Raw genomic sequence first — 26,597 nt, 5'->3', positions numbered from 1 at the left:
GGTTAATTACCCAACTTTTTTGTTGCCGGTAGCGGTCGACATTGCGCCCGAGATCAGCACCGAGTGAACGTCCGCCGAGAAGGCGCGCACGTCTTCCATGGCCGACTTGTTACGACGCACCAGCCAGTTGTAACCCAGAACGGCTGGCACCGCCACGAACAGACCGAAGGCGGTCATGATCAGCGCTTCACCGACTGGACCGGCGACTTTGTCGATCGAGGCGTTACCCGACATGCCGATGGCGATCAGCGCATTGTAAATACCCCACACGGTACCGAACAGACCGATGAACGGCGAGGTCGAACCGACGGTTGCCAGGAACGACAGGCCATCTTGCAGACGCGACTGAACTTTGTCCACCGCGCGCTGGATCGACATGGTGACCCAGGTCGACAGGTCGATTTGTTCCAGCAGGGCGCCGTCGTGGTGCGCGGTGGCCTTGGTGCCGGTTTCAGCGATGAAGCGGAATGGCGAGCCGTCGGTCAGGGTTGCCGAACCAGCGGCGATCGACGAGGCTTTCCAGAACTTGGCCGACGCTTCTTTCGATTGTTTGAAGATCTTGGTCTGGTCGATCAGTTTGGTGATGATGATGTACCACGAACCCATCGACATCAGCGACAGAATGATCAGGGTAGCGCGCGAGACGAAACCTGCATCCCACACCGCTTTGAAGCCGTATGGATTTTCCACTTCTTCGGCACCGTGGCCAGCGGCTGCTGGCGCTGCTGCTGGAGCTGCAGCGTCGGCCGCAGGTGCTGCCGCCGCATCTGCTGCTGGCGCTGGCGCTGCTGCATCAGCTGCTGGGGCCGAAGCGGCTGCCGAGGCTTGCTCTTGCGCAAAGGCAGGAGCGCTGACCAGGGCGGTGGCTGCGGTCACCGAGAACAGCACAGCGGCCAGTACAGCGGACAAACGGGTATTCTTAAACATGCTTCCTCCAAATTGATAAAATAATCAGATCGCTGGCGTAATGACAACGAAAATTACTAAGTGAAACGGTGAGCCGTTTCGGTTTTACTCCAGCGTCCAGACGTATTGCATCTGCTGCCAGCCTTCTTGCGGGGTGCCATCCACGGTTGCCGGTTTGAAGCGGCACTTCGTGATGCCGGCGACCGCGGCTTTATCGAGGTCCCGGAAGCCACTCGATTTCACTACCTTGCTTTCGGTAACGCGACCGTCAGCGGAAATCAGGAACGACAGCTGCACCGTGCCGGTTTCCTCGTTACGCAGCGACGACTTCGGCCATTCCGGCTTGGCGCAAGTGCTGAAGTCGACCACGGCGGCAGTACGCACACCGGTTTTCGCTGGGCCAGGTGGCGCCGCAGGTGGAGCTGGCGGCGCTTTCTGGATCTCGGTGGTTGCCGGCTTCACGTTGGTCGCGTTGGCGATCGTGTTGTTCGGCGGTGGTGGCTGCTGCACGTTCACCTCAACTGGCGGGATGAATGGCGGTGGTGGTGCCTTCATCTCTGGTGGTGGTGGCGGTGGTGGGAGCTCTTTCGGTGGAGGAGGTTTGACCTCCTCGATGATCTTGGTCTCCACTGGTGCGATCATCTTATGCACCAGACGTGTTCCCAAGCCCGTCACGATCCCATAAGCGACCAGCAAGTGCAACAAAACGACAATCGTTATGCCTGTAAAGTTCTTCCCGGTGCTTTTCTCGTTGTGCGTGAAATTCATGCCTGCTTTCTCCAATACCAACTCTCTTTGGTGCTACTTAAACCCCAAAATGGCGACACAAAACAACAGCCGCATCCGGGACGTCGGCGAATTATACATACGAATTCTTGATTTTACATAGAATTTTCATCCCTAAAACCGGTTAAATTTCATAGGGTTTTCCTATATGGTAGCGCTCACTTTGCACCGTTCTGGCTCAAGGGGCAAGACCGGCCCGCGCATTTTTGGGCGCTGGCGCACCAAGGCGTTACTTAGTTTTCCCTTAAGGCCAAAAACGGAATAATATGCAGGTAGCTTTACTACGCACGGTTGATAATTTGGTCGCAGGTGTTTCCGCTTGGAAATTATTGCGGCAGCTACCATCCGCGTAGCCGCAGAAACCTGTTGACTTCCGCCGCGCGCCATGCATCCAATAAAAAAACCGGGATCAGCGCGCCGTCGCTGACCCCGGTTCGGACTATTGCAAGAGTCGTGCCCGCCGCCCACGCTCCGCAAAAAAGCCTTATATATTAGTTGGTCAGAAATGCCGGCCGCGTTTCTCCCGTTTGATTTCCAGGGAACTGACCACGTCGCCGCCGGGGCCCACCGTTTCCAGATGGACGTCGAAGCCCCATAAGCGTGCGACATGCTTCAGCACCTCGCCGGCCTGCTGGTTCAGCGGGCGGCGCTGGAACTGGGTATGGCGCAGCGTCAGCGCGCGGTCGTCCTGCGTGTTGACCGACCATACCTGGATGTTGGGTTCGCGATTGCCCAGATTATATTGTTCCGCCAGTTGCTGGCGCACGTATCGGTAGCCGAGGTTGTCGTGGATGGCGGAGACGCTGAGCTTGTCGTTGTGGTCGTCGTCCAGCACCGCGAAGAAGTGGAACTCGCGGATCAGCTTGGGTGACAGGTACTGGGCGATGAAGCTCTCGTCCTTGAAGTTGCGCATGGCGAAGTCCAGCGTCTTGCGCCAGTCGCTGCCGGCGATGTCGGGGAACCATTCGCGGTCCTCGGCGGTCGGGTGTTCGCAGATGCGGCGGATGTCGGTCATCATCGCGAAGCCCAGCGCGTAGGGATTGATGCCGCTGTAGTAGGGGCTGTTGACCGGCGGCTGGTAGACCACGTTGGTATGGCTCTTCAGGAACTCCATCATGAAGCCGTCGCCGATCACCCCCTCATCGTACAACTGGTTGAGGATGGTGTAGTGCCAGAAGGTGGCCCAGCCCTCGTTCATGACCTGGGTCTGCCGCTGCGGATAGAAATACTGCGAGATCTTGCGGACGATGCGCACCATCTCGCGCTGCCACGGTTCCAGCAGCGGCGCATACTTCTCGATGAAGTACAGCAGGTTTTCCTCCGGCTCCGGTGGAAAACGTTTGACCGCCTGCGCCGCCTCCTCTTCCTCGCGGCGTGGCAGCGTGCGCCACAGCTGGTTGACCTGCGATTGCGCGTAGGCTTCGCGCTCCTTCTGCCGCGCGCGTTCCTGCGCCATCGACAGCTTGGCCGGCCGCTTGTAGCGGTCGACGCCGTAGTTCTGGATCGCGTGGCACGAGTCCAGCAGCAGTTCGACGGCGTCGATGCCGTGGCGCTGTTCGCACTCGGCGATGTAGTTCTTGGCGAACACCATGTAGTCGACGATGGCGTCGGCGTCGGTCCAGGTGCGGAACAGGTAGTTACCCTTGAAGAAGGAGTTGTGGCCGTAGGCCGCGTGGGCGATGACCAGCGCCTGCATGGTCAGGCTGTTCTCCTCCATCAGATAGGCGATGCAGGGATTGGAGTTGATGACGATCTCGTAGGCCAGCCCCATCTGCCCGCGCTTGTAGCCCTTCTCGGTGCTGAGGAAGTGCTTGCCGAACGACCAGTGGTTGTACGACACCGGCATGCCGACCGAGGTGTAGGCGTCCATCATCTGCTCGGCGGTGATGATCTCCAGCTGGTTCGGATAAGTGTCCAGCCCGAAGCCCTCGGCCACGCGGCGGATTTCCTGGTGGATCTGCTCGATCAGCTCGAACGTCCATTCGGATTGCTCTGGCAGCGCGTTCGGGTGCTTCGGCTTGGGGGAGGTCATGTCGTTCATGATTATTTCGGCTGCTTCTTGAACAGTTCGCGGAATACCGGATAGATGTCGGCCGGCGTCACTATCTTCTGCATGGCGAAGTGCGGGTGGTGGTCCGGCACCTGCGAATATTGCTCCCATAAATTTTGTGGCGGCCCGTCGGTGATCTCGACGTAGGTGTAGTACTGCACCTTGGGCATGATGGTGTTGACCAGCAGCTGGCGGCACAGCACCGAGTCGTTGTCCCAGTTGTCGCCGTCGGACGCCTGCGCCACGTAGGCGTTGTAGTTGCCGGCGCCGAAACGCTCGTCGATGATCTTGTCCAGCAGGTGCAGCGCCGACGACACCACGGTGCCGCCCGATTCGCGCGAGTGGAAGAATTCTTCCTCGTCCACCTCGGCCGCCGCCGTGTGGTGGCGGATGAAGACCACGTCGATCTTGTCGTACACCCGCTTGAGGAACAGGTACAGCAGGATGAAGAAGCGCTTGGCGGTGTCCTTGCGCGTTTCGTCCATCGAGCCGGAGACGTCCATGATGCAGAACATCACCGCCTGCGTCATCGGCTTGGGCACCTTGACGCGGTTGGTGTAGCGCAGGTCGAACGGATCGATGAAGGGAATCGCCAGCAGGCGCGTGTGCAGGTGGTGGATCAGCTTTTTCAGTTCGACCACGCGCGGGTCCTGCAGCGGCGCGCCTTCCAGCAGCAGCGCCTCCAGTTCGCGCTCGGCCTCGGTGACGCGCTTGCGCGAGCCGCCGCCGACCGCGATGCGCCGGCCCAGCGCGCCGCGCAGCGAACGCAGCACATGGATGTTCGATGGCGTGCCGGACATGTTGTAGCCGGCGCGCTGGTTCTTGAAATCGGTGCTGGCGGTCAGCTGGGTCTTGACCATGTGCGGCAGTTCCAGATCCTCGAAGAAATAGTTCATGAATTCTTCGCGCGACAGCTCGAAGATGAAGTCGTCCTCGCTCAACTGGTCGCTATTGCCGGCCTTGCCGCGGCCGGCGCCGCCACCGCCTTTGGGGCGGTTGATCTGGTCGCCTTTCTGGTATTCCTGGTTGCCGGGATTGACCACTTCCCACACGCCGCCGTGGGCGTGGCCAAACGAGGGCTCGCTCACATCCTTGACCGGGATGGAGACTTTTTCGCCATTCTCAACGTCGGTGATGGAGCGGCCCTTGATGGCGCGGCCCACCGCGTCCTTGATCTGCGATTTGTAACGCCGCAAGAAGCGTTCGCGGTTGACCGCGGACTTGTTCTTGCCCTGCAAACGACGGTCGATGAGGTAAGTCAAAAGATGCCTCCTACTAGTTGCATCGTCGTCCCCGCGCAGGCGGGGACCCATGCTGAGCGTGCGCTCACGCGTTCTATGGGCTCCCGCTGGCGCGGAAGTGACGGCGGCTTACGACGACTTCCTCACGCGCAGATACCATTCGCACAGCAGCCGCACCTGCTTGGCCGTGTAGCCTTTCTCCACCATGCGCGCGACAAAGTCGGCGTGCTTGTTGGCGTCCTCCGCGCTGGCCTTGGCGTTGAAAGAAATCACCGGCAGCAGTTCCTCCGTATTGGAGAACATCTTCTTCTCGATCACGGTGCGGAACTTTTCATAGCTGGTCCACGCGGGATTCTTGCCGCCATTATTAGCGCGCGCCCGCAGTCCGAAGTTGACAATCTCGTTGCGGAAATCCTTGGGATTGGAAATGCCGGCCGGCTTCTCGATTTTTTCCAGCTCGTTGTTCAGCGACTCGCGGTCGAAGCTCTCGCCGGTGTCCGGATCGCGGTATTCCTGATCCTGGATCCAGAAGTCGGCGAAGGTCACGTAGCGGTCGAAGATATTCTGGCCGTACTCGGAATACGATTCCAGGTAGGCGGTCTGAATTTCCTTGCCGATGAATTCGACGTAGCGCTGCGCCAGATGCTCCTTGATGTACGAGAAGTATTTCTGCTCCAGCTCAGGCGGGAACTGCTCGCGCTCGACCTGCTGCTCCAGCACGTACAACAGGTGCACCGGATTGGCCGCCACCTCGGTGTTGTCGAAGTTGAAGACCTTGGACAGGATCTTGAACGCGAAGCGGGTCGACAGCCCGTTCATGCCCTCGTCCACGCCGGCGTAGTCGACATACTCATGCAGCGACTTGGCTTTCGGGTCGGTATCCTTCAGGTTCTCGCCGTCGTAGACCAGCATCTTGCTGAAGATGCTGGAGTTTTCCGGATCCTTCAGCCGCGACAGGATGGCGAACTGCGCCATCATGCGCAGGGTGCCGGGCGCGCAGGGCGCCGCCGACAGCGACGAGTTGAACAGCAGCTTGTCGTAGATCTTGATCTCGTCGGTCACGCGCAGGCAGTACGGCACCTTGACGATGTAGATCCGGTCCAGGAAGGCCTCGTTGTTGCGGTTGTTCTTGAAGGTCTTCCATTCCGACTCGTTCGAGTGCGCCAGCACCACGCCGTCGAACGGAATCGCGCCGAAGCCCTCGGTGCCCTTGTAGTTGCCTTCCTGGGTGGCGGTCAGCAGCGGATGCAGCACCTTGATCGGCGCCTTGAACATCTCGACGAATTCCATCAGGCCCTGGTTGGCCAGGCACAGGCCGCCGGAATAGCTGTAGGCGTCCGGGTCGTCCTGCGAATAATCCTCCAGCTTGCGGATGTCGACCTTGCCGACCAGCGAGGAAATATCCTGGTTGTTTTCGTCGCCCGGTTCGGTCTTGGAAATGCCGATCTGCTTCAGCACCGACGGGTAGCGCTTGACCACGCGGAACTGGTTGATGTCGCCGTTGAACTCGTGCAGCCGCTTGACCGCCCACGGCGACGGAATATTGCGCAGGTAGCGGCGCGGGATGCCGTAGTCCTCTTCCAGGATGGTGCCGTCCTCATCCTCGTTGAACAGACCCAGCGGCGACTCGTTCACCGGCGAGCCCTTCAGGCAGTAGAAGGGCACATGCTCCATCAGCGACTTGAGCTTTTCGGCGATCGACGATTTGCCGCCACCGACAGGACCCAGCAGATACAGGATCTGCTTGCGTTCCTCCAGCCCCTGCGCCGCGTGGCGGAAGTAGGACACCACCTGCTCGATCACTTCCTCGGTGCCGTAGAACTCGCGGAAGGCCGGATAAATCTTGATGACCTTGTTGGCGAAGATGCGCGACAGCCGCGTATCGTTACGCGTGTCGATCAACGTCGGTTCGCCAATGGCGGCCAGCATGCGCTCGGCGGCGCTGGCATAGGTCAGCCGGTCTTTCTTGCAAAGTTCGAGATACTCCTTCATGGACATCTCTTCTTCTTTGGTCCGTTCGTATCGTGCGGCGTAGTTGTCAAAAATGGTCATGGAAATGTCCTTTAATGATGAAAACCTGCATGTCACGAGTCACCGGCAGTGCGCCTGCCCTGGCTCTGATTCGATGATCCTTTGCTGTCTTATTTTTCTTCTGGTCAGCTTCTTTTGGCGGCACGGATTGCCCGTGTCCTTGAGCTGGCTTTATGGGCCGGATGGCGGCCTTTATGTGTTGGTCGTAACGCTTCTTACGTCTATGAAATTGATTATTGCGCTATTGGTGCAGGAAGTCAAAAGGTATGTCGTAATATCGTTAATACCCTTTTGTAACGACCTGATTTAAAAAGAAAATAGTGATTTAATCACGCGCATTTTCTGGGGCTTTTTGGTCCTCAAGCACCACAGTAACACGCCTTTCGAAGATGTGCTGACACGCTATCCGCCGCATGCGATAAGATGGCTTAATTCAGTCACTTCAGTCACAGGAAAAATCAATATGTTGAACGATACCTTGCGCCGTGTTTTGCAGCAGATGCCGAAAGCCGAGCTGCACATCCACATCGAGGGCTCGCTGGAGCCGGAGCTGATCTTCGCGCTGGCCGAACGCAACGGCGTCAAGCTGCCCTACGGCTCGGTGGAAGCGTTGCGCGCGGCGTATGCCTTCACCGATCTGCAATCCTTCCTCGACATCTACTACGCCGGCGCCAGCGTGCTGTTGCATGAGCAGGATTTCTACGACATGACCGCCGCCTACCTGCGGCGCGCCGAGGCGGACAATGTGCGCCACACGGAAATCTTCTTCGATCCGCAAACGCACACCCATCGCGGCGTGCCGATGGACGTGATCATCAACGGCATCCACCGCGCCTGTCAGGACAGCCCGGTCAGCGCCACGCTGATCCTGTGCTTCCTGCGCCACCTGTCGGAAGACGATGCGATCGCCACGCTGGAGGCGGCGCTGCCGTACCGCGACCAGTTCATCGGCGTCGGCCTGGACTCGTCGGAAGTCGGCAATCCGCCGGAGAAGTTCGCGCGCGTGTTCGCCCGCTGCCGCGCGCTGGGCCTGCACCTGGTGGCGCACGCCGGCGAGGAAGGCCCGCCGGCCTACATCTACACCGCGCTCGACACGCTGAACGTCGAGCGCATCGACCACGGCGTGCGCTGCCTGGAAGATCCGGCGCTGACCGCGCGCCTGGCGAAAGAGCAGATGGCGCTGACGGTGTGCCCGCTGTCCAACATCAAGCTGTGCGTGTTCGACCGGATGGAGCGGCACAATCTGCTGGAACTGCTGGACGCCGGCATTGTCGCCACCGTCAATTCGGACGACCCGGCGTATTTCGGCGGCTACATGAACGACAACTTCATCGCCACCTTCGAGGCCTTGCCGCTGGGCCTGTCGCACGCGCAGCGGCTGGCGCGCAACAGCTTCGCGGCGGCCTTCCTGCCGGCCGCGCAAAAGCAGCGCTATCTGGATGAAGTCGACGCGTTTTTCGCCAAGGTCTGAATGTTTAAACTTGCCCTCAACATGACGGCGCGCGACTGGCGCGCCGGCCAGCTGCGCTTTCTGCTGATCGCGCTGACGGTGGCCGTGGCGGCCTTGTCGGCCACCGGCTTCTTCATCGACCGCCTGCGTAGCGGACTGGAGCGTGACGCGCACCAGTTGCTGGGCGCCGACGTGGTGGTCAGCGCCGACCTGCCGGTGCGCGCCGACTGGCGCGCGCAAGCCGTGCGGCGCGGGCTGGTGGTGACCGACACCATCAGCTTCCCCAGCATGGCGCAGGCGGGCGAGGGCGAGCAGTCGCTGTCGGTGTTGTCGGCCCTGAAGGCTGTCGGCCCCGGCTATCCGCTGCGCGGCAAGGTCAAGACCACCACCGACGCCGCGCAGGCCGAGCAAAGCATCGGCGTGGCCGCCGACGGCGTGCCCGCGCCCGGCAGCGTGTGGGTGGAGCCGGGCCTGCTGGGCAGCCTGAACACCGCCGTCGGCCAGCCGATCCAGCTGGGCGACAAGCGTTTCACCATCACGCGGATCATCGCCGGCGAGCCGGATCGGGGCGCCAACTTCATGGCCTTCGCGCCGCGCGTGATGTTCGCCTTGTCCGACCTCGACGCCACCAACCTGATCCAGCCGGGCTCGCGGGTGAACTACCGCATGCTGGTCGGCGCGCCGGCGTCGCTGAACAACGGCGCGCAAGCGGCCAGTGAGTTCGAGGCATGGCTGAAGGCGGAGATCAAGCACCAGAACATCAAAGGCGTGCGGGTCGAGTCGCTCGACGGCCGCCCGGAAATGCAAACCACGCTGGAGCGCGCCGACCGTTTCCTGTCGCTGGTCGGCCTGCTGTCGGCGATGCTGGCGGCGGTCGCCGTGGCGATGGCGGCGCGCCGTTTCATGCAGCGCCACCTCGACGCCTGCGCCATGCTGCGCTGCCTCGGGCTGACGCAAAACCAGGTCACCGCCATGTACCTGATCGAGTTCCTGCTGGTGGGCGTGGCCGGCAGCGCGCTTGGCGTGGCGATCGGCTTCGGCGCCCATTACGTGCTGCTGGAGGTGCTGGGTTCGCTGGTATCGGCCGGGCTGCCGGCGCCGACGCTGTTCCCGGCGCTGCAAGGCATGGCGATCGGCATCCTGCTGCTGGCCGCGTTCGCGCTGCCGCCGATCCTGCAACTGCGCAAGGTGCCGCACAACCGCGTGATCCGCCGCGAGCAGGAGCCGCCCAACGTCGGCGCGCTGGCCACCTACGGCTTCGGCATGGGCGGCTTTGTCGCGCTGCTGCTGTGGCAGGCCGGTGATCCGGCGATGGCGCTGTACACGGCGCTGGGCTTCTTCGGCGCGTTCGCGGTGTTCGGGCTGGTGGCCTGGCTGGGACTGCGTTCGCTGCGGTCGCTGCGCGGCCTGATCGACCATCAAAGCTGGCGCTTCGCCATCACCTCGTTGCAGCGCCGTCCGGGCGCCACCATCGTGCAGGTGGTGTCGCTGGCGCTGGGCATGATGGCGCTGCTGGTGCTGACCGTGGTGCGCGGCGACCTGATGACCGCCTGGCGCAACGCCACGCCGCCGGATGCGCCGAACCGCTTCATCATCAACATCCAGCCGGAGCAGGGCGAGGACATCGCCAACAGGCTGAAAGCGGCCGGCGTCAACTATGCGCCGCAGTACCCGATGATCCGCGGCCGCCTGACCGCGGTGAACGGCGCGCCGGTCACCGCCCAGACCTATGCCGAGGACCGCGCGCGCGGCCTGGCCGACCGCGAGTTCAACCTGTCGACCATGGCCCGGATGCAGCCGGAGAACCGTATCGTGCAGGGCAAGTGGTTTGAGGACAAGCCGGGCTTCCCGGAAGTATCGGTGGAGGAGGGCATCGCCAAGACGCTGCGCTGGAAGCTCGGCGACAAGCTGCGCTTCGACATCGCCGGCTCGCCGGTGGACGTGACCATCACCAGCATCCGCAAGCTCGATTGGGGCTCGATGCGGGTCAACTTCTTTGCCATCATCAATCCGGCGGCGATGACCGATATTTCGCAAAGCTGGCTCACCGCCTTCCACCTGCCGCAAGGCCAGGGCGCGCTGATGAACGCGCTGACGCGTGATTATCCGAACCTGACCATCGTCGATATCGGCGGCATTCTGCGCCAGGTGCAGGCGGTGCTGGACCAGGTGATCACGGCGGTGGAGTTCCTGTTCCTCTTCACGCTGGCCTCCGGGGGGCTGGTGCTGTACGCCGCGCTGATGGGTTCCCAGGACGAGCGCACGCGCGAGGCCGGCCTGCTGCGCGCGCTGGGCGCCACGCGCAAGCAGCTGTCGCAGGCGCAGTTGATCGAGTTCACACTGGTCGGCGCGCTGTCCGGCGTGCTGGCGGCCAGCGGCGCGGCGGCCATGGGCTGGGCGCTGGCCACCTACCAGTTCAAGTTCGCGTGGGCATTCAGCCCGGTGGTGTGGCTGGTCGGGCTGGTGGCCGGCGCGCTGTGCGCCATCGCCGGCGGCTGGCTGGGACTGCGCAACGTGCTGCGCCAGCCGCCGCTGCAAACGCTGCGCGAAGCCTGAGGCAACGCCGCTACGCCGCTACCCCCTGCGGCTGCAGCGCCTGCAAAAACTGCGCATAGGTGACGGGGCGCTGCGCGAAATAGTGGCCGGGCAGGTCGAACAGCGCCCAATAATAAGTTTCCCGGCCCTGGCAGATGCGCGGCGCGGCGCTGTAGCGGTGCCAGTTCTCGGCCATGGCGCTGGTGTACATGCCATCGCCGAACGGATCGCTGAAAAAGGTCAGCACGCGGCGTTCCATCAGCGCCTTCAACAACGAGCGCGGCGCATCGCTGTCGCGGGCGATTTCATACTGCGACTGCATGCTCTGCTCGGTCTCGATCACCATCAGCGTGGCCTTGCCCTGCTGGTCGAGGAACAGGATGCCGGTTGGGTTGGGGAAGATGTAATGCTCGACGAAACCCATGGCGCGCTTGAGTTCCCGCACCACCGCCGTCAGCGTCGGATCGGTCAGGAAGCGGTAATCGTGCAGCGCCGCCATTTCGCGCAGGATGTCGGCGCGGCTGTCGAAGTAGCAGTCCTGCATGGTGGCGATTTCCATCTCCAGAATATCCAGCGCGTGGTCGTCGCTCTTCTGGATGTAGCGGTCGATCAGGCCGCGGTTGAAGGCGCTGACCGCGACCTTCTCGTCGGCCGCGCCGGTAAACAGGATCTTCTTGCACGGCAGGTGCGCCACCGCCTCGCAGAATTCCAGCCCGTTCATCTGCGGCATCGAGTAATCGACCACCAGCACCGACGGCGTGGCGAAGCGCTCGCGCTGTTCGGCGATGCGGTAGATGCGGTCCAGTTCCAGCGTCACATTGCACTGGTCGGCCGGCAGGTTTTGCATGTCGAAGTTGACGTGCAGCGGCATCGCGCTGTCCGGCGCGCTGGCGCGCAGCCAGCGCAGCGCGTCGAGGGCGTCATGGAAGGTCTTGTTGGCCAGCATCGGGTTGAGCTGGAACGACAGGCTGCGCAGGAACGAATCGCTGTCGTCAACCAGCACGGTCAGCGTCGGATGGGCATAGACGGGTAGATGCATGATTCACCTCATGGGGAATTCTAATATGAAGATGGCGTAGGCGCTCTCGCGCGATACGCAGCGGATGCGGGCGCGCCAGGCGCCCATGATTTCCTTGCACAGCGCCAGTCCGATGCCGGCGCCGTTGTGCGGCGGATGCGAATAAAAGCGGCGGAAAATCATGGCCTGCTGCGGCGCCGCGATGCCGCAGCCGGTGTCGATGAACAGCAGACGTGGCGGCTGATGGCCGCCGTCGATGACGATGCGCACACGCCCCTTGCCGGCGCGCTGCACCGCGCGCAGCGCGTTGCGCAGCAGGTTCAGCAACACCACCACCGCCAGCTCGGTCTGGCCGGCGAACTGGAAGTTATGGCGCACCTCCAGCGTGACCGTCTTCTGCTGCTTCTGGCTGGAGAAGGGATAGCGCTTCAGCACCGCCTCGGCCACCGTCTCCATCGACACCGTCTCCACCGGATGCAGGTTTTGCCGCACCGCCGTCGCGCTCAGCAGAAACAGATCGATCATGTGGTTCATGTGGCGCACTTCAAACTGGATGCGCGCCAGCGCGTCGATGACGGTCAGGCGGTCCTGGGCGCTTTCACCCTGGGCGTCGGCCATCATGCGCAGCATGCCGCGGACATTGGCGTCGACGCTGGTGAGCGGCGTGCGCAGCTCGTGCGCCACGGTGGCGAGTCCGGCGCCCATGCCGGCCAGCTTTTCCTGCGCCAGCACATGACGGCTGATCTTGGCCACCGACAGCACGGCGATGGTGAACCAGTGGATCGGCACCTGTTGCAGCACCGCGCGGCTGAGCAACATGTCGCTGGCGCCGAGCGCCGCCGCTGCGGCGCAGGCCAGCGTGGTGCCGATGGCGTAGGCGCGCAAGGCCAGGCCGGTGTCGAAGTGAAACAGCACCACCAGCCCGATCAGCAGCGACTCGCGCCACACGCCGGACGCGTGGTTCATCAAGAACATCAGCGTGAAGAAGAACGGGAAGATGTAGCTGAGCGTGACCAGCAGGTACAGGTTGAGCATTGGCCGGCTGAACTGGCGCGCGAACAGGCCCAGCGCGCACAGCAGGATGCCGAACAGGCGTAGCGGCAGCGACTCGTATTCCTGCGGGAAAAAATGGCGCCAGATCACGTAGTACAGCGGCATGCCCACCGTGCCGATGCACGCCAGCAGCAGTACGCGCACGGTGGCGTGGTCTTCGCGGCCGTGATACAGCAGCAGCGATTGCACCAGTCCGTGTTGCCAGCGTTTCCAGCGTTGTTGCAGGGTGGGCATCATGGTGACGATTGACTTTTATCAAGGTGCCATCATCACCTTAATTTGCAACGTGTTTGGAAATATCAAAACAGTAATTGATCCGTATCAATCTCTATGAGTTTTTTTAGCCGCATCGTGGGCACTTCGGTTCACAAAAAAACAATCTTTCCTGTCTAAATCTCAAGGAGATTCACCATGAGCGATGCAATTGCCCAAGACCAACCTTCGACGTGCTTCCCCGACTTTGTCAGCCGCCGCATCGACCTGCATTACGTCACCCGCATCGCCCAGTTGCTCGGCGGCGAGCATCCGCACGCGTGGCAGCCGATACCGTCCGACGCGGTGTTCCTGGCCGGCAACGACTACCTGTGTCTGGCCGGCGAGCCGGCGCTGGTGGGCGCGCAGGCGGCGGCGTTGCAGCGCGGTCAGGGCGAGCTGCTGATGTCGGCCGTTTATCTGCAGGAGGGCAGCGCGCAGCACCGGCTGGAACGCAAGCTGGCGCATTTCATGGGCGCCGAGGATGGCGTGCTGGCGCAATCCGGCTGGGCCGCCAACGTCGGACTGGTGCAGACACTGGCCGGGCCGGGCGTGCCGGTGTATCTGGACATGCAGGCGCATGCCTCGCTGTGGGAGGGCGTGCAGTCGGCCGGCGCGCTGCCGGTGTCCTTCCTGCACAACGACATCGCGCATTTGCAGAAGCAATTGCAGCGCCACGGGCGCGGCCTGATCGTGGTCGATGCGCTGTACAGCACCAACGGCAGCGTGGCGCCGCTGCTGGCGTTGGTGGAGACGGCGGAGCGCACTGGCTGCATGCTGATCGTCGACGAATCCCATTCGTTGGGCACGCACGGGCCGCGCGGGGCGGGGCTGGTGGCGGCGCTGGGTTTGAGTGAGCGGGTGCATTTTCGCACCGCCTCGCTGGCCAAGGCGTTTGCCGGGCGCGCCGGCTTTATCACCTGTAGCCGCTATTTCAAAGGCTATTTTTTGTCGGAGTCGCGTCCGGCGATTTTCAGTTCCTGCCTGCTGGGGCATGAGCTGGCGTGGCTCGATGCGGCCATCGATTTCATTGCCGCCGCCGATGACCGCCGCGCCGCGCTGCATCAACACGCGCGCGCGCTGCGCGAGGCATTGAGTGCGCTGGGCTACAACGTCGGCGACGGCTCGGAGCAGATCATCGCGCTGGAACCGGGGCCGGAACCGAAAACGCTGGCGCTGCGCAAGCTGCTGGAAAACCACGGCGTGTACGGCGCCATGTTCTGCGCGCCGGCGACGCCGAAGAACCGCTCGCTGGTGCGGCTGACGCTCAACGCCGGGCTGGATCGCGCGCGGCTGGCGCGCATCGTCCACGCCTGCGAGGCGATCCGCGACGCGGCCGATCTGGAGAGCTGGTCGTCGACGCGGCGCGCGCGCAAGCTGGCCCTCGTATAAGCTATCATGGCGGGTATGACTGAAGAATCCCGTACCCTCTATGACGTAATCGGCGGCGAGTCGACCATTCGCGAAATGGTCAACCGTTTTTATGATCTGATGGAACTCGAACCGGAGTTCCAACTGCTGCGCTCGGTGCACGGCCCGTCGCTGGACAATGCCAACCAACGCCTGTTCATGTTCCTCAGCGGCTGGATGGGTGGGCCGGACCTGTATCAGCAGGCGCACGGCCATCCGCGCCTGCGCATGCGCCACATGCCGTTCGCCATCGGCACGCAGGAACGCGACCAGTGGCTGCGCTGCATGGCGTGGGCGATGGAGGATGTCGGCATCGACACCGAATTGCGCGTGCGCCTGATGAACTCCTTCTTCCAGACCGCCGACTGGATGCGTAACAAGCCGGATTGATGCCATGAGCCAGATCGGGTTTTTTGTGTTGTTGGCGGCGCTGGTCGCCGTCATCGCGTTGCAGGTGATGGCGTTGCTGCGTTCCCGCGGCGGGCCGACGGGCGATCTGGCCGAGCGCATCGAGCGGGTGGAGCGCGAAGTGCGGCTGCAATTGCAGGCCACCGCGCAGGCCAGCAACGCCGCCTCGGTGCAGCAGTTTGACGCGATGCGCCGCCAACTGGAGGCGCAAGGCCTGGTCGGCCGCAACGAGCAGGCGCGCAGCATCAAGCTGTTCACCGACAGCATGCATCAGCGCATGGAGGAAATCCGCGCCACGCTGGAACTGAAGATCAAGGATCTGCAGGCCGACAACGGCGCCCGTCTCGAAGAGATGCGCAAGACGGTGGACGAGAAGCTGCACGCCACGCTGGAGTCGCGGTTGACCGCGTCGTTCCAGCAAGTGTCCGAGCGGCTGGAGCGGGTGCACCAGGGGCTGGGTGAAATGCAGCAGCTGGCGCTGGGCGTCGGCGACCTGAAACGCGTGCTGACCAACGTCAAGACGCGCGGCACCTGGGGCGAGGTGCAGCTGGAGATGCTGCTGGAGCAGGTGCTCACGCCCGATCAATACGCGAAGAACGTCGAGACTATCGCCGGCAGCGGCGCGCGGGTGGAGTTCGCGCTCAAGTTGCCGGGGCAGGGCGACAACGGCGCGCCGGTGTGGATGCCGATCGACGCCAAGTTCCCGAAGGAGCAGTACGAACGTCTGCTGGAAGCCGCCGACAACGCCGATGCCGAAGGCGTGGCGCTGGCCGGCCGCGAGCTGGAACGGGCGGTGCGCAACGAGGCGCGCACCATCGCCGAGAAGTACGTATCGCCGCCGCACACCACCGACTTCGCGATCCTGTTCCTGCCGACCGAGGGTCTGTATGCGGAAGTGATGCGCCGTCCCGGCCTGGCCGACGAGTTGCAGCGGGTGAGTCGCATCAGCATCGCCGGTCCGTCGACGCTGACGGCGCTGCTCAATAGCCTGCAGATGGGCTTCCGCACGCTGGCGCTGGAAAAGCGCTCGTCGGAAGTGTGGCAGGTGCTGGGCGCGGTGAAGACCGAGTTCTCGAAGTTCGGCGATGTGCTGGCCGCGACCAAGCTGACGCTGGAGCGCGCCGCCAAGAATATCGAGTCGGCCGAAACCCGCAGCCGCGCCATGGCGCGCAAGCTCAAGACGGTGGAGGCGCTGCCGAGCGAGCAGGCGCAATTGTTGATGGGCGCCGAGGGCGGGGACAAGGGCGAACTTGATACCGATTAACCCGGCGTCCGTGCGCTGATCTGCATAAATCCGTGCTTGTGCTTGTTTGTGCTTGTTTGTGCTTGCTTGTGCGTGCTTGTGCTTCGGGGTGGTGTGCTGCCGCGTGCTGCCGATCACCCAATTAAACCGACTACCATGAAAACTACTGGTTTAAAACAGCGCGTCTCGACGCGCCTGGCTTTCCTCGCGGCCGGCATGGCCATGTCGTCCTGGGCGCCGCTGGTGCCGTATGCGCAGTCGCGCACCGGCGTCGATGCGGCGCAACTGGGCCTGCTGTTGCTGTGCCTCGGCATCGGCTCGCTGATGGCGATGCCGGTGACCGGCGTGCTGGCGGCGCGCTACGGCTGCCGCCGCGTGATTCTTTGGTCCGGCTTGGGCTGCTGCGTGGTGTTTCCGTTTCTGGCGATGGCGCCGAGCGCGCCCTTGCTGGGATTGACCTTGTTCCTGTTTGGCGCCACCATCGGCACGCTCGATGTGTCGATGAATGTGCAGGCGGTGATCGTCGAAAAGGACTACGGCGGCGCGCTGATGTCGGGTTTCCACGGCATGTTCAGCGTCGGCGGCATTGCCGGCGCGGGCGGCATGAGTTTGATGCTGTGGCTGGGCATGGGCATCGTCAGCGCCTCGGTGGTGATGACCATGATCGTCGCCGGCGTGCTGCTGGTGGCAGGTCCGCAACTGCTGCGCGAGGCGCCGGCGGCGGAACGTGACGCGCCGTTTCTGGTGGTGCCGCGCGGCGCCGTGGTGCTGATCGGCGTGTTGTGCATGTTCGTGTTTCTGGCCGAAGGCGCGGTGCTCGACTGGAGCGCGGTGATGCTGATCAACGGCGGCATGAGCGGCGCGCAGGGCGGCCTGGGTTACGCGGCGTTCGCGGTGACGATGACCATCGGCCGCCTGAATGGCGACAAGATCGTGCAGCGCTTCGGCGGCCGCCGCGTGCTGCTGCTGGGCGGGCTGGCCGCCGCCGCCGGCTTCCTCATCGTGGTGCTGGCGCCGTCGGCGTGGCTGGCGCTGCCGGGCTTTGCGCTGATTGGCTGCGGAGCGTCGAACATTGTGCCGGTGCTGTTTTCGGCGGCGGGCAGTCAGCGTGACATGCCGGCCGGCCTGGCGGTCAGCGCGATTTCAACCATCGGCTATGCCGGCATTCTGGCCGGGCCGGGACTGATCGGTTTTGTCGCGCATGCGGTGGGCCTGGAGTGGGCCTTCGCGGCGCTGGCCTGCGGCATGCTGGTGGTGGCTACACAAGCCCGTCGAACAGCATGACGTCGACCATCTGGCCGGCGGCGACGCCGGCCTGGTCGTGGTGCAGCACGACGATGCAGTTTGCCTCGGTCATGGAGCTGAGGATGCCGGAGCCCTGGGCGCCGGTCAGGCGCACTTGCGGCGTGCCGTCTTCCGCCGTGCTGACGATGCCGCGCTGGTACTCGGTGCGGCCGGGGCGCTTGCGGATGGCCTGCGTGGCGCGCGCCTGCATGGTGGGCAGTGTGCTGTCCGTGCCCATCATGCGCAGCAGGGCGGGGCGGGCGAACAGGTAAAACGAAACCATGACGGCGACCGGATTGCCGGGCAGGCCGAAGAGCCAGGCGCTGTCCTGCGCTGTTTGCACTTTGCCGAAGGCCAGTGGACGACCGGGGCGCATCGCCAGCTTCCAGAAGGCGACGTCGCCCAGCAGGGCCATGATGTCGCGCGTGTAATCGGCCGCGCCTTCGGACACGCCGCCGGAGGTGATGATGGCGTCCGCCTGCTTGGCCGCCATGCGCAGCGCGGCCTCCAGCGCTTGCGGGTCGTCGCGGACGACGCCCATGTCGATCACGTCGCAGCCGAGGCGTTGCAGCATGCCGAACAGGGTGTAGCGGTTGCTGTCGTAGACGCAGCCGTCTTCCAGCGGTTCACCGAGCGAGCGCAGTTCATCGCCGGTGGAGAAGAAGGCGACCTTCAGCTTGCGCCTGACCGTCACCTCGCCAATGCCGAGGGAGGCGACCAGGCCCAGGTCCGCGGGGCGCAGCAGTTTGCCTTGGGCGATGGCGATGCCGCCGGCCCGCAAATCTTCGCCGGCGCGCCGCAGGTTGGCGCCGGCGCGGATGGCGTTGTGGGCGATGGTGATTTGGTCGCCGTCGATGCTCGTGGCCAGCTCCTGCGGCAGCACGCTGTCGCAGCCTGGCGGGATGGCGGCGCCAGTCATGATGCGCACGCATTCGCCGGCTTGCGGCGCTTGCGTGAACGGATGGCCGGCGTAGGCGATGCCGATGGTCTTGAAAGTGGCGCTTGCGCCTTCGGCCGGCAGGTCGGCGCCGCGCAGGGCGTAGCCGTCCATCGCCGAGTTGTCGTAGGCAGGGACGTTGATCGGTGAGATGATGTCTTCGGCCAGCACGCGGTCAAGCGCGTTGAGCAGGGACAGCTTCTCGGTCGCCTCGACCGGCGTGACGCGCGCGCAGATCAGGCGCCGCGCTTCCCCGACCGCCAGCGCCGTTGGATCGCTGTCATGCGCGCGGGCCGGCACCGGTGCCGGCGCTGGTGCCGTGGCGGCGGCGCGTTCGTGCTGCTGCAGGTCTTCGAGGGTGTTGATGTTGCCGAAGGCAGCGCTGTCGTCGAACAGCACTTCGGCCACGCGCAGCGATTTGTAGAAACCTTCCATGCGCCGCGCGCCGGTGTCCAGATAGGCTTCCAGTTGCGGCAGCACGCTGGTCTTCACCAGGCTGAAGACGGGGTGCGGCTGGCGGAACGGCGCGGCGTCCGGCTGTTCCGGATCGCGCTCCATGGTCACGGCCATCGCCAGGTCGGCGCTTTCGGCTTCCATCGCCGCGTGCAGGCGCTCGGCCATGTCCAGCGGGAAGAACGGCGAATCGCACGGCACCGTCAGCAGCAGCGCGGTGGGGCAGAACTGCAAGCCCACCTGCAAGCCGGCCAGCGGCCCGGCAAAACCATCCAGATAATCCGGCAGCACCGGCGACTCGCCGGCCACCGCCTGATACTGCGGCAGGTTGCGGTTGGCGTTGACCGCCAGCGACGACACCTGCGGCGCCAAGCGCGCCAGCACATGCGCCACCAGCGTCGAACCGCGAAACGGCTGCAACCCTTTATCGACGCGGCCCATGCGGGTGCCGCGGCCGCCCGCCAGGATCAATCCGGTGACCTTGCTCTTCAAAGACAAAACTACCCCCCGATGTAAGACATTTCCACTTTGTTCGCGCCGCGTCGCAGCGCCGCTGTCTGGCTGGTGCGCAGCGCCGAGTAGCGGTCGCCGCGCGCGCGCCACAGATGCGCCAGCGCGGTGCTGATTTCGGTGTCGCTGCGTCCTTCGCGCAGCAGCGCGCGCAGATCGTGGCCGCTGGTGGCGAACAGACAGGTGTACAGTTTACCCTCAGTCGACAGCCGCGCGCGAGTGCAGTCGGCGCAAAACGCTTGGGAGACGCTGGAAATCACGCCGATTTCGCCGCTGCCGTCGGTATAGCGCCAGCGCGCCGCCGTCTCGCCGGCGTAGTTGGCGGACACCGGTTCCAGCGGCAGCTCGGCGCCGATGCGGCGCACCACTTCGGCCGATGGAATCACTTCGTCCATTTTCCAGCCGTTGGATGCGCCGACGTCCATGTATTCGATGAAGCGCAGGATGTAGGGCGAGCCACGGAAATGGCGCGCCATCGGCAGGATCTGCTGGTCGTTCATGCCGCCCTTGACCACCATGTTGATCTTGATCGGGCCCAGGCCCGCCTGGTGGGCGGCGTCGATGCCCTTCAATACGTCGTCCACCGAGAAATCGACGTCGTTCATGCGTTGGAAGGTGGCGTTGTCCAGCGCGTCCAGCGATACCGTGACGCGTTGCAGGCCGGCGTCTTTCAGCGACTGCGCTTTGCGCGCCAGCAGGGAGGCGTTGGTGGTCAGGGTCAGGTCCAGCGGTTTGCCGCTGACGGTCTTGAGTTCGGCCAGCATGCCCACCAGGCGCTCGATGTGCTTGCGCAGCAGCGGCTCGCCGCCGGTCAGGCGGATTTTCTCGACGCCGTGCGCGATGAACAGCCGGGCGACGCGGGTAATCTCTTCAAACGACAGCAGCGCGGTGTGCGGCAGGTATGGGTAGTCGTTGTCGAACACCGCTTTCGGCATGCAGTACACGCAGCGGAAGTTACAGCGGTCGGTGACGGATATGCGCAGATCGTGCAGCGGCCGCGCCAGCTGATCGCTCAGCAGGCCGGTGGGTGTTTCGAGCGTGGTGGGGATGACCGGCACGTCGCCACGCCGCTCGGCCATCATGATGATTTTTTCTGCCATGGGTATTGCAATCTTGCTGTTTTTGAAAACGTGGACGCGTCCTCGCGCGGCCAACCAGCTACGATACCACGAGCGCTGATTTTACGTCCTTGACGGAGGGAAAGGCCGGTTGTCGCGCACATAAAAAAAGGGAAGCATGACGCTTCCCTTTTTTACTGAGCCGGCCCGATTAACGGCGGGTATCGACCTGGATCAGTGGCTCGTCGTTCTGCGGCGGCAGCGGCTTGCGCTCGCGTGGCACGCGGACCGGTGGCGCGATCTGCGCCGCGGCTTCCTGGGCGGCGCGCAGCTTGGCCGGATCGGTCGCGGCCAGCGTCAGGCCGGCGGAGCCGAGCACCGATTGCAGGTCGACCGACGCCGCTGGGGCTGGCGCTGGCGCAGGGGCAGGTGCAGGTGCAGCGGCAACCGGCGCAGGGACGTCCACCACCGGCACGGCGACCGGCTCGGCGGCGACTGGCGCGGCTTCCACAGGCGTTGCGGCAACCACTGGCTCGGCGACCGGAGCGGCTTCCACTGGGGCGGCAACCGGTTCGGCAGCTACTGGCTCAGCGACGACTGGCTCAGCGACGACTGGTTCGGCGACGACGACCGGCTCGGCAGCAACCGGCTCGGCAGCGACCGGCGCGACGACCACTGGTTCAGCGGCGACGACCGGCTCGACAGCGGCAACCTCGGTGGCAACTTCAGCGACCGGGGCGGAAACCGTCTCGGCGACCGGCTCTGCGGCGGCCGGTGCGGCAGGCGCCTCAGTTGGAGCGGCGGCGGTCACTTCCGGCGCGGCGGTTACGGCTTCGGCAGCTTCCACGGCCGGTGCGGCAACCACTGCGGCTGGCGCAAAGCTCAACTCAGCTTGCTCGCCGGCTTCGCCGTCGGCCGCTTCCTGGCCTTCCACGCCTTCCACACCTTCGCGTTCGCGGCGATTGCGGTTGCGGCCACCGCGACGACGGCGACGGCGTGGCTCATCGCCTTCGCCTGCCACGTCGTTTTCGTCACCTTCCGGACCGGCGTTCGGCGCCGATTTCAGAATGCTGGTGGCGGCGTCGGCTACCGGACCGGTCGCTGCCACGGCGGCGTTCAGTGCCAGCTCTTCCACTTTGGCTTCGACTGGCGCCTTGTCGCCGCGCGGTTCGCGTGGCTGACGTGGTGGACGCTCGCCGCGCTCTGGACGTTCTGGACGCTCGGCCCGCTCGCGGCCCTGGCCTTCAGCGGCCGGTTCACGCGGCTCGCGTGGCTCACGGCCCTCGCGTGGTTCGCGGCCTTCGCGCGGCTCACGTGGTGGGCGCGGCGGACGTGGCGGACGGCCATTGGCGTCCGCTGCCTTGCCTTCTTCCTGGGCGGCGGCGGTGCGTGGCGCGCCGGCTTCCTTCTCGTCGCGCTCGTTACGGCCACCTTTGCCGTTGCGGCCGCGGCCGCGTGGGCCACGGGCGTTGCGGTCAGCGCCGCGCTCGCCGTTGGCCGGCGCCTTGACCACGATGGTTGGCTGCTGCGGCAGGGCTGGCGCGGCCGGCGCGCCGGTGAAGAAGCCGATCAGCTTGGCGAAGAAGCCTTGCGGTGCCGGCGTCGGCGCTGGGGCCGGGGCTGGCTTGATGACGGTCTCGGTCGGCTTGCGCTCGACCAGCGGCGCCGGCTGGTCCGGGGTGATGGTCTTGACCATGGCTTCCTGGCGCGGCTTGGCTTCTTCCTTCTGGCGCTTGCTGTAGGCCATGTCGGTTTCGGCCTGTTCGACCAGCGAGTAGCTGGCGGCGCTGTCTTCCAGGCGCGGATCGTCGTGCTTGATGCGTTCCAGCTTGTAGTGCGGGGTTTCCAGGTGCTTGTTCGGCACCAGGATGACGGTGATGCGATGGCGGGTTTCGATCTTCAGCACTTCGCCGCGCTTCTCGTTGAGCAGGAAAGCGGCCACGTCCACCGGCACTTGCACGTGGATGGTGGCCGAGTTTTCCTTCATCGCCTCTTCCTGGATGATGCGCAGGACCTGCAGCGCCGACGATTCGGTGTCGCGGATGTGGCCGGTGCCGGAGCAGCGCGGGCAGGTCACGTGCGAGCCTTCCGACAGCGACGGACGCAGGCGCTGGCGCGACAGTTCCATCAGGCCGAAGCGGGAAATCTTGCCCATCTGAACGCGGGCGCGGTCGTGGTGCAGCGCGTCTTTCAGGCGCTGTTCGACTTCGCGCTGGTTCTTGGCCACTTCCATGTCGATGAAGTCGATCACGATCAGGCCGCCCAGGTCGCGCAGGCGCAACTGGCGGGCGACTTCTTCGGCCGCTTCGCAGTTGGTGTTGAAGGCGGTGGTTTCAATGTCGGAACCGCGGGTGGCGCGGGCCGAGTTGACGTCGACCGACACCAGCGCCTCGGTGTGGTCGATGACGATGGCGCCGCCCGATGGCAGCGGCACGGTGCGGCTGTAGGCGGTTTCGATCTGGTGTTCGATCTGGAAACGCGAGAACAGCGGCACGTCGTCGCTGTAGCGTTTTACACGGTGCACCATGTCGGGCATCACGTGGCTCATGAACTGGTGCGCCTGCTCGTAGATATCGTCGGTGTCGATCAGGATCTCGCCGATGTCGGGCTGGAAGTAGTCGCGGATCGCACGGATCACCAGCGACGATTCCTGGTAGATCAGGAACGCGCCCGCGGCCGACTTGCCGGCGCCCTCGATGGCGCGCCACAGTTGCATCAGGTAGTTCAAGTCCCACTGCAGTTCATCGACGTTGCGGCCGATGCCGGCGGTGCGGGCGATCACCGACATGCCGGGCGGCAGGTCGAGCTTGTCCATGGTTTCGCGCAGTTCCTGCCGCTCTTCCCCCTCGACACGGCGGGAAACACCACCACCGCGCGGGTTGTTCGGCATCAGCACCAGGTAACGGCCGGCCAGCGAGACGAAGGAGGTCAGGGCGGCGCCCTTGTTGCCGCGTTCTTCTTTTTCCACCTGGACCATGATTTCCTGGCCCTCGCGCAGCGCATCCTTGATGGTGGCGTTGCGTACATCGACGCCTTCACGGAAGTAAGTGCGGGCGACTTCCTTGAACGGCAGGAAACCGTGGCGATCTTCGCCGTAGCTGACGAAGCAGGCTTCGAGCGACGGTTCGATGCGGGTGATCACGCCTTTGTAGATGTTGGACTTGCGCTGTTCGCGTCCGGCGGTTTCGATGTCGATATCGATCAGTTTCTGACCATCGACAATGGCCACGCGCAGCTCTTCTTGCTGCGTAGCGTTAAACAACATGCGTTTCATTTTTATAAACTCCGCGACCCTTGGGCCATCGATGCCGTCCGGTTTCTTAGTCCGGTACGGCAAGCTACAGGGATATACGCGAGAATCCGAATGATTGCGGTGGCTATGCCCATCCTGTGCGGCCGCGTGGAGCGGTCGCAACTGGGCGCATGAGGTTGATCGACATGCCGAGTGCTCGCTTCATCTGTAGTTCTCCATGCGGCCCCAACGGACGGCAGAAAAGAACAGACGGAGAGCAGCGTCTACATGGCCAGATCTCGACCAGGCTATTGACTACAAGTGTTGCAACTTCGATAACGGCTGAGGTCAGCCTTCCGTCGAGCTTGCAGTGAGCATGGGGTCTGGCGAAAACGGCAAGCGTTATCAACTTCTCATCAACCGGTCAGCCGACCAATGAACTGGCGAACCGGACTTTATCCTTACTATCCAATCAATCTTCTTCAGCACCGCTGTCGCCACCCGATTACAACTACGGTGCAACCTTGATTCCGTCAGCGGTGGTGCGTATACATTTTTTCCTCTGAATTTGCAATTTGGCGAGGCCAGTGGAGACGCCCCTGTGTAAAATGTACTTTTATTCTTACACTTGCCGCAGTGAGAACCGCAGCGAAACGATTATATATTCAAAATGAAGGACTTAGAGAGATTTCTGGGAAGACAGAGCAAATGAAGATGCAAAAAGATGTTGTTCCCGCTTCAACGTCCGCCCCGCTGCAAGCCCAATTCGTCACCATTGCTGAAGAAGAAGCCGGTCAACGGATCGATAACTACCTGTTGCGTGTTTGCAAAGGCGTGCCGAAAAGTCACGTCTATCGCATCCTGCGCTCGGGTGAAGTGCGCGTTAACAAAGGTCGTATCGACCAACTGTACCGTCTGGTGGAAGGCGATGTGGTGCGGATTCCGCCGATCCGCCTGGCCGAAAAACCGGACAACCACGTGCCGGCCGCCGAATTCAAGATTATTTTCGAGGACAGCCACCTGCTGGTGATCGACAAGCCGGCCGGTGTGGCCGTGCACGGCGGTTCGGGCGTGTCGTTCGGCGTCATCGAGCAGTTGCGCGCGTCGCGCCCGGACGCCAAGTTCCTGGAACTGGTGCACCGGCTGGACCGTGAAACCTCGGGTCTGTTGTTGTTGGCAAAGAAACGCTCGGCGCTGACCAGCCTGCACGAGCAGATGCGCGACGGCGACACCGACAAGCGCTACCTGACCATGGTGGCGGGCGACTGGAAAAATACGCGCCAGCACATCAAGCTGGCCTTGCATAAATACACCACCGCCGACGGCGAGCGCCGCGTCACGGTGTCGGACGAGGGCGGCCAGGCGTCGCACACGATTTTTTCGTTGCTGAAAAAATTCGACGGCTACGCCTTGCTGGAGGCCGAACTCAAGACCGGCCGCACGCACCAGATCCGCGTCCACCTGTCGTCGTCGGGCTTTCCGATCCTGGGCGACGACAAATATGGCGATTTTCCACTCAACAAGGCGCTGCAAAAAGCCACCGACACCCGTGGCGCCCTGAAACGCATGTTCCTGCACGCCCATCAGATCACCTTCACCCATCCGGATTCCGGTAAAAAGATGACGCTGAACGCGCCATTGGCCGCCGAATGCGAGCGCTTCTTGGTAAGCTTGGGCAAACCTCTTAACTAACGCAAATACATGCCAAGAAAGCAATTTGATCTGATCGTCTTCGACTGGGACGGCACGCTGATGGATTCGACCTCGACCATCGTCAAGTGCATCCAGGCCGCCGCGCGCGACCTGTCGCTGCCGATCCCGCGCGATGAGATGGCCGCCCATGTCATCGGGCTGGGCCTGCATGAGGCGATGCAGGCGGTGCTGCCGGAAATCGATCCGGCGTATTATCCGCGCATGGTGGAGCGCTACCGTTACCATTTCCTGTCGCGCGATCACGAGATCAGCCTGTTCCCCGGCGTGCACGACATGCTGGAGGACCTGTCGCACAACGGCTATTTCCTGGCGGTGGCCACCGGCAAGGGCCGGGTGGGCTTGAACCGCGCCATGAATGATGTCAAAGTGCTGTCCTTGTTCGACGCCACGCGCTGCGCCGACGAAACCTTCTCCAAGCCGCATCCGGCCATGTTGCAGGAGCTAACGCGGGAGTTGGGCCAGGATATGCGACGTACCGTGATGATCGGCGACACAACCCATGATTTGCTAATGGCCAATAACGCCGGCGCGGCCGGTATCGCGGTCGAGTACGGCGCGCATCCGGTCGAGCAACTGCGGGCCTGCCAGCCGCTGTTCTCGGCCAAAACCGTGGCCGAACTGCATCAATGGCTGAGTGAGCACGCGTAAATGGACGAGATTCTGCTGTGCGCCTCGGACGCCATCGAGGATGGCGGCAAGGGCGTGCGCTTCCCGCTGACGGCGGGCGGCGACGACGCTACCGGCTTTGTCGTGCGTCACGGCGGCAAGGCCTACGCCTACCTGAACCGCTGCGCCCACGTGCCGATCGAGTTGGACTGGGCCGAGGGCGAGTTCTTCGAGTCCAGCAAGCTGTACCTGATGTGTTCGACCCATGGCGCCGTCTACGTGCCGGAGACCGGGCAATGCGCCGGCGGGCCGTGCCGTGGCGGCCGGCTGCGGCCGATTACCGTGGTCGAGCATGATCAGCAGATTTACTGGCAACCGGATGACTATGTGCGCCCCGCGCGCGCCTGATTGATAAGAAGAA

General features: G+C 63.6%; 19 protein-coding genes. 9 read left to right on the top strand and 10 right to left on the bottom strand.

Annotated elements, in window-relative coordinates; genetic code table 11:
• Nucleotides 1–6 precede the first annotated feature (6 nt).
• The 5 genes from GTP44_RS13815 to GTP44_RS13790 all read right to left on the bottom strand — a co-directional run bounded on the left by GTP44_RS13815 (nt 7) and on the right by GTP44_RS13790 (nt 7,035).
• Nucleotides 7–927, bottom strand: a complete 921-nt coding sequence (locus GTP44_RS13815; protein ID WP_202412809.1) for a MotA/TolQ/ExbB proton channel family protein — start codon at nt 925–927, stop codon at nt 7–9.
• 84 nt (nt 928–1,011) lie between these two features.
• On the bottom strand, nt 1,012–1,674 hold the full coding sequence (locus GTP44_RS13805) for an energy transducer TonB (protein ID WP_160990711.1): 663 nt from the start codon (nt 1,672–1,674) through the stop codon (nt 1,012–1,014).
• Nucleotides 1,675–2,191: 517 nt separating this feature from the next.
• On the bottom strand, nt 2,192–3,853 hold the full coding sequence (locus tag GTP44_RS13800; protein ID WP_371867220.1) for a SpoVR family protein: 1,662 nt from the start codon (nt 3,851–3,853) through the stop codon (nt 2,192–2,194).
• Nucleotides 3,736–5,004 (bottom strand): YeaH/YhbH family protein, encoded by a 1,269-nt coding sequence (locus GTP44_RS13795; protein WP_161019888.1) that lies wholly within the window; start codon nt 5,002–5,004, stop codon nt 3,736–3,738. Before GTP44_RS13795 ends, GTP44_RS13800 begins: the two co-directional genes overlap by 118 nt.
• A gap of 108 nt (nt 5,005–5,112) precedes the next feature.
• Nucleotides 5,113–7,035: a PrkA family serine protein kinase gene (locus GTP44_RS13790; RefSeq protein ID WP_160990708.1), complete on the bottom strand. Its 1,923-nt coding sequence runs from the start codon at nt 7,033–7,035 to the stop codon at nt 5,113–5,115.
• Nucleotides 7,036–7,477: 442 nt separating this feature from the next.
• Between GTP44_RS13790 and GTP44_RS13785 the strand changes: the two genes are divergently transcribed.
• Both GTP44_RS13785 and GTP44_RS13780 read left to right on the top strand, forming a co-directional pair.
• The gene (locus GTP44_RS13785; RefSeq protein WP_161019887.1) at nt 7,478–8,485 is read left to right on the top strand and encodes an adenosine deaminase; all 1,008 of its coding nucleotides are present in this window, start codon (nt 7,478–7,480) and stop codon (nt 8,483–8,485) included.
• Nucleotides 8,486–11,020, top strand: a complete 2,535-nt coding sequence (locus GTP44_RS13780) for an ABC transporter permease (RefSeq protein ID WP_161019886.1) — start codon at nt 8,486–8,488, stop codon at nt 11,018–11,020.
• Between the two features lie 10 nt (nt 11,021–11,030).
• On the opposite strand, the gene GTP44_RS13775 is transcribed toward GTP44_RS13780, so the two are convergent.
• Both GTP44_RS13775 and GTP44_RS13770 read right to left on the bottom strand, forming a co-directional pair.
• A complete protein-coding gene (locus GTP44_RS13775) occupies nt 11,031–12,038 on the bottom strand; it encodes a hypothetical protein (RefSeq protein WP_161019885.1) in 1,008 nt (335 codons plus the stop codon).
• 3 nt (nt 12,039–12,041) lie between these two features.
• Nucleotides 12,042–13,307 carry a sensor histidine kinase gene (locus GTP44_RS13770; RefSeq protein ID WP_161019884.1) on the bottom strand — a complete coding sequence of 422 codons (1,266 nt, stop codon included), beginning with the start codon at nt 13,305–13,307 and terminating at the stop codon, nt 12,042–12,044.
• A 174-nt stretch (nt 13,308–13,481) separates the two neighbouring features.
• On the opposite strand from GTP44_RS13770, the gene cqsA reads away from it, so the two are divergent.
• From cqsA to GTP44_RS13750, 4 genes are all read left to right on the top strand, one after another.
• Nucleotides 13,482–14,714 (top strand): alpha-hydroxyketone-type quorum-sensing autoinducer synthase, encoded by a 1,233-nt coding sequence (gene cqsA / locus GTP44_RS13765; RefSeq protein ID WP_161019883.1) that lies wholly within the window; start codon nt 13,482–13,484, stop codon nt 14,712–14,714.
• 15 nt (nt 14,715–14,729) lie between these two features.
• Complete coding sequence (locus GTP44_RS13760; protein WP_160990702.1) at nt 14,730–15,122, top strand: group II truncated hemoglobin; 393 nt, start codon at nt 14,730–14,732, stop codon at nt 15,120–15,122.
• Nucleotides 15,123–15,126: 4 nt separating this feature from the next.
• Complete coding sequence (locus GTP44_RS13755; protein ID WP_161019882.1) at nt 15,127–16,404, top strand: DNA recombination protein RmuC; 1,278 nt, start codon at nt 15,127–15,129, stop codon at nt 16,402–16,404.
• Nucleotides 16,405–16,539: 135 nt separating this feature from the next.
• Nucleotides 16,540–17,667, top strand: coding sequence for an MFS transporter (locus GTP44_RS13750; protein WP_161019881.1), 1,128 nt, complete (start codon nt 16,540–16,542; stop codon nt 17,665–17,667).
• On the opposite strand, the gene moeA is transcribed toward GTP44_RS13750, so the two are convergent.
• The 3 genes from moeA to GTP44_RS13735 form a co-directional block, all read right to left on the bottom strand.
• On the bottom strand, nt 17,642–19,555 hold the full coding sequence (gene moeA / locus GTP44_RS13745; RefSeq protein ID WP_161019880.1) for a molybdopterin molybdotransferase MoeA: 1,914 nt from the start codon (nt 19,553–19,555) through the stop codon (nt 17,642–17,644). The two genes, GTP44_RS13750 and moeA, sit on opposite strands and share 26 nt — an antisense overlap.
• Nucleotides 19,556–19,557: 2 nt before the next feature.
• Entirely contained in the window at nt 19,558–20,667 is a 1,110-nt protein-coding gene (gene moaA, locus GTP44_RS13740; protein ID WP_160990698.1) for a GTP 3',8-cyclase MoaA, read from the bottom strand.
• Nucleotides 20,668–20,836: 169 nt separating this feature from the next.
• Nucleotides 20,837–23,899, bottom strand: a complete 3,063-nt coding sequence (locus tag GTP44_RS13735) for an Rne/Rng family ribonuclease (protein WP_161019879.1) — start codon at nt 23,897–23,899, stop codon at nt 20,837–20,839.
• A gap of 666 nt (nt 23,900–24,565) precedes the next feature.
• Between GTP44_RS13735 and GTP44_RS13730 the strand changes: the two genes are divergently transcribed.
• Genes GTP44_RS13730 through GTP44_RS13720 form a run of 3 tightly spaced genes read left to right on the top strand, consistent with a single transcriptional unit; the run spans nt 24,566 to nt 26,584 of the window.
• Nucleotides 24,566–25,549 carry an RluA family pseudouridine synthase gene (locus GTP44_RS13730; RefSeq protein WP_160990696.1) on the top strand — a complete coding sequence of 328 codons (984 nt, stop codon included), beginning with the start codon at nt 24,566–24,568 and terminating at the stop codon, nt 25,547–25,549.
• Between the two features lie 9 nt (nt 25,550–25,558).
• Nucleotides 25,559–26,218 (top strand): HAD-IIIA family hydrolase, encoded by a 660-nt coding sequence (locus GTP44_RS13725; RefSeq protein WP_160990695.1) that lies wholly within the window; start codon nt 25,559–25,561, stop codon nt 26,216–26,218.
• Complete coding sequence (locus GTP44_RS13720) at nt 26,219–26,584, top strand: Rieske (2Fe-2S) protein (protein WP_161019878.1); 366 nt, start codon at nt 26,219–26,221, stop codon at nt 26,582–26,584.
• The last annotated feature ends 13 nt before the right edge of the window (nt 26,585–26,597 follow it).

The organism is Duganella lactea (genome assembly GCF_009857505.1).
Taxonomy (GTDB): Bacteria; Pseudomonadota; Gammaproteobacteria; order Burkholderiales; family Burkholderiaceae_D; genus Rugamonas; species Rugamonas lactea.
This window is presented reverse-complemented; position numbering and strand designations above follow the sequence as displayed.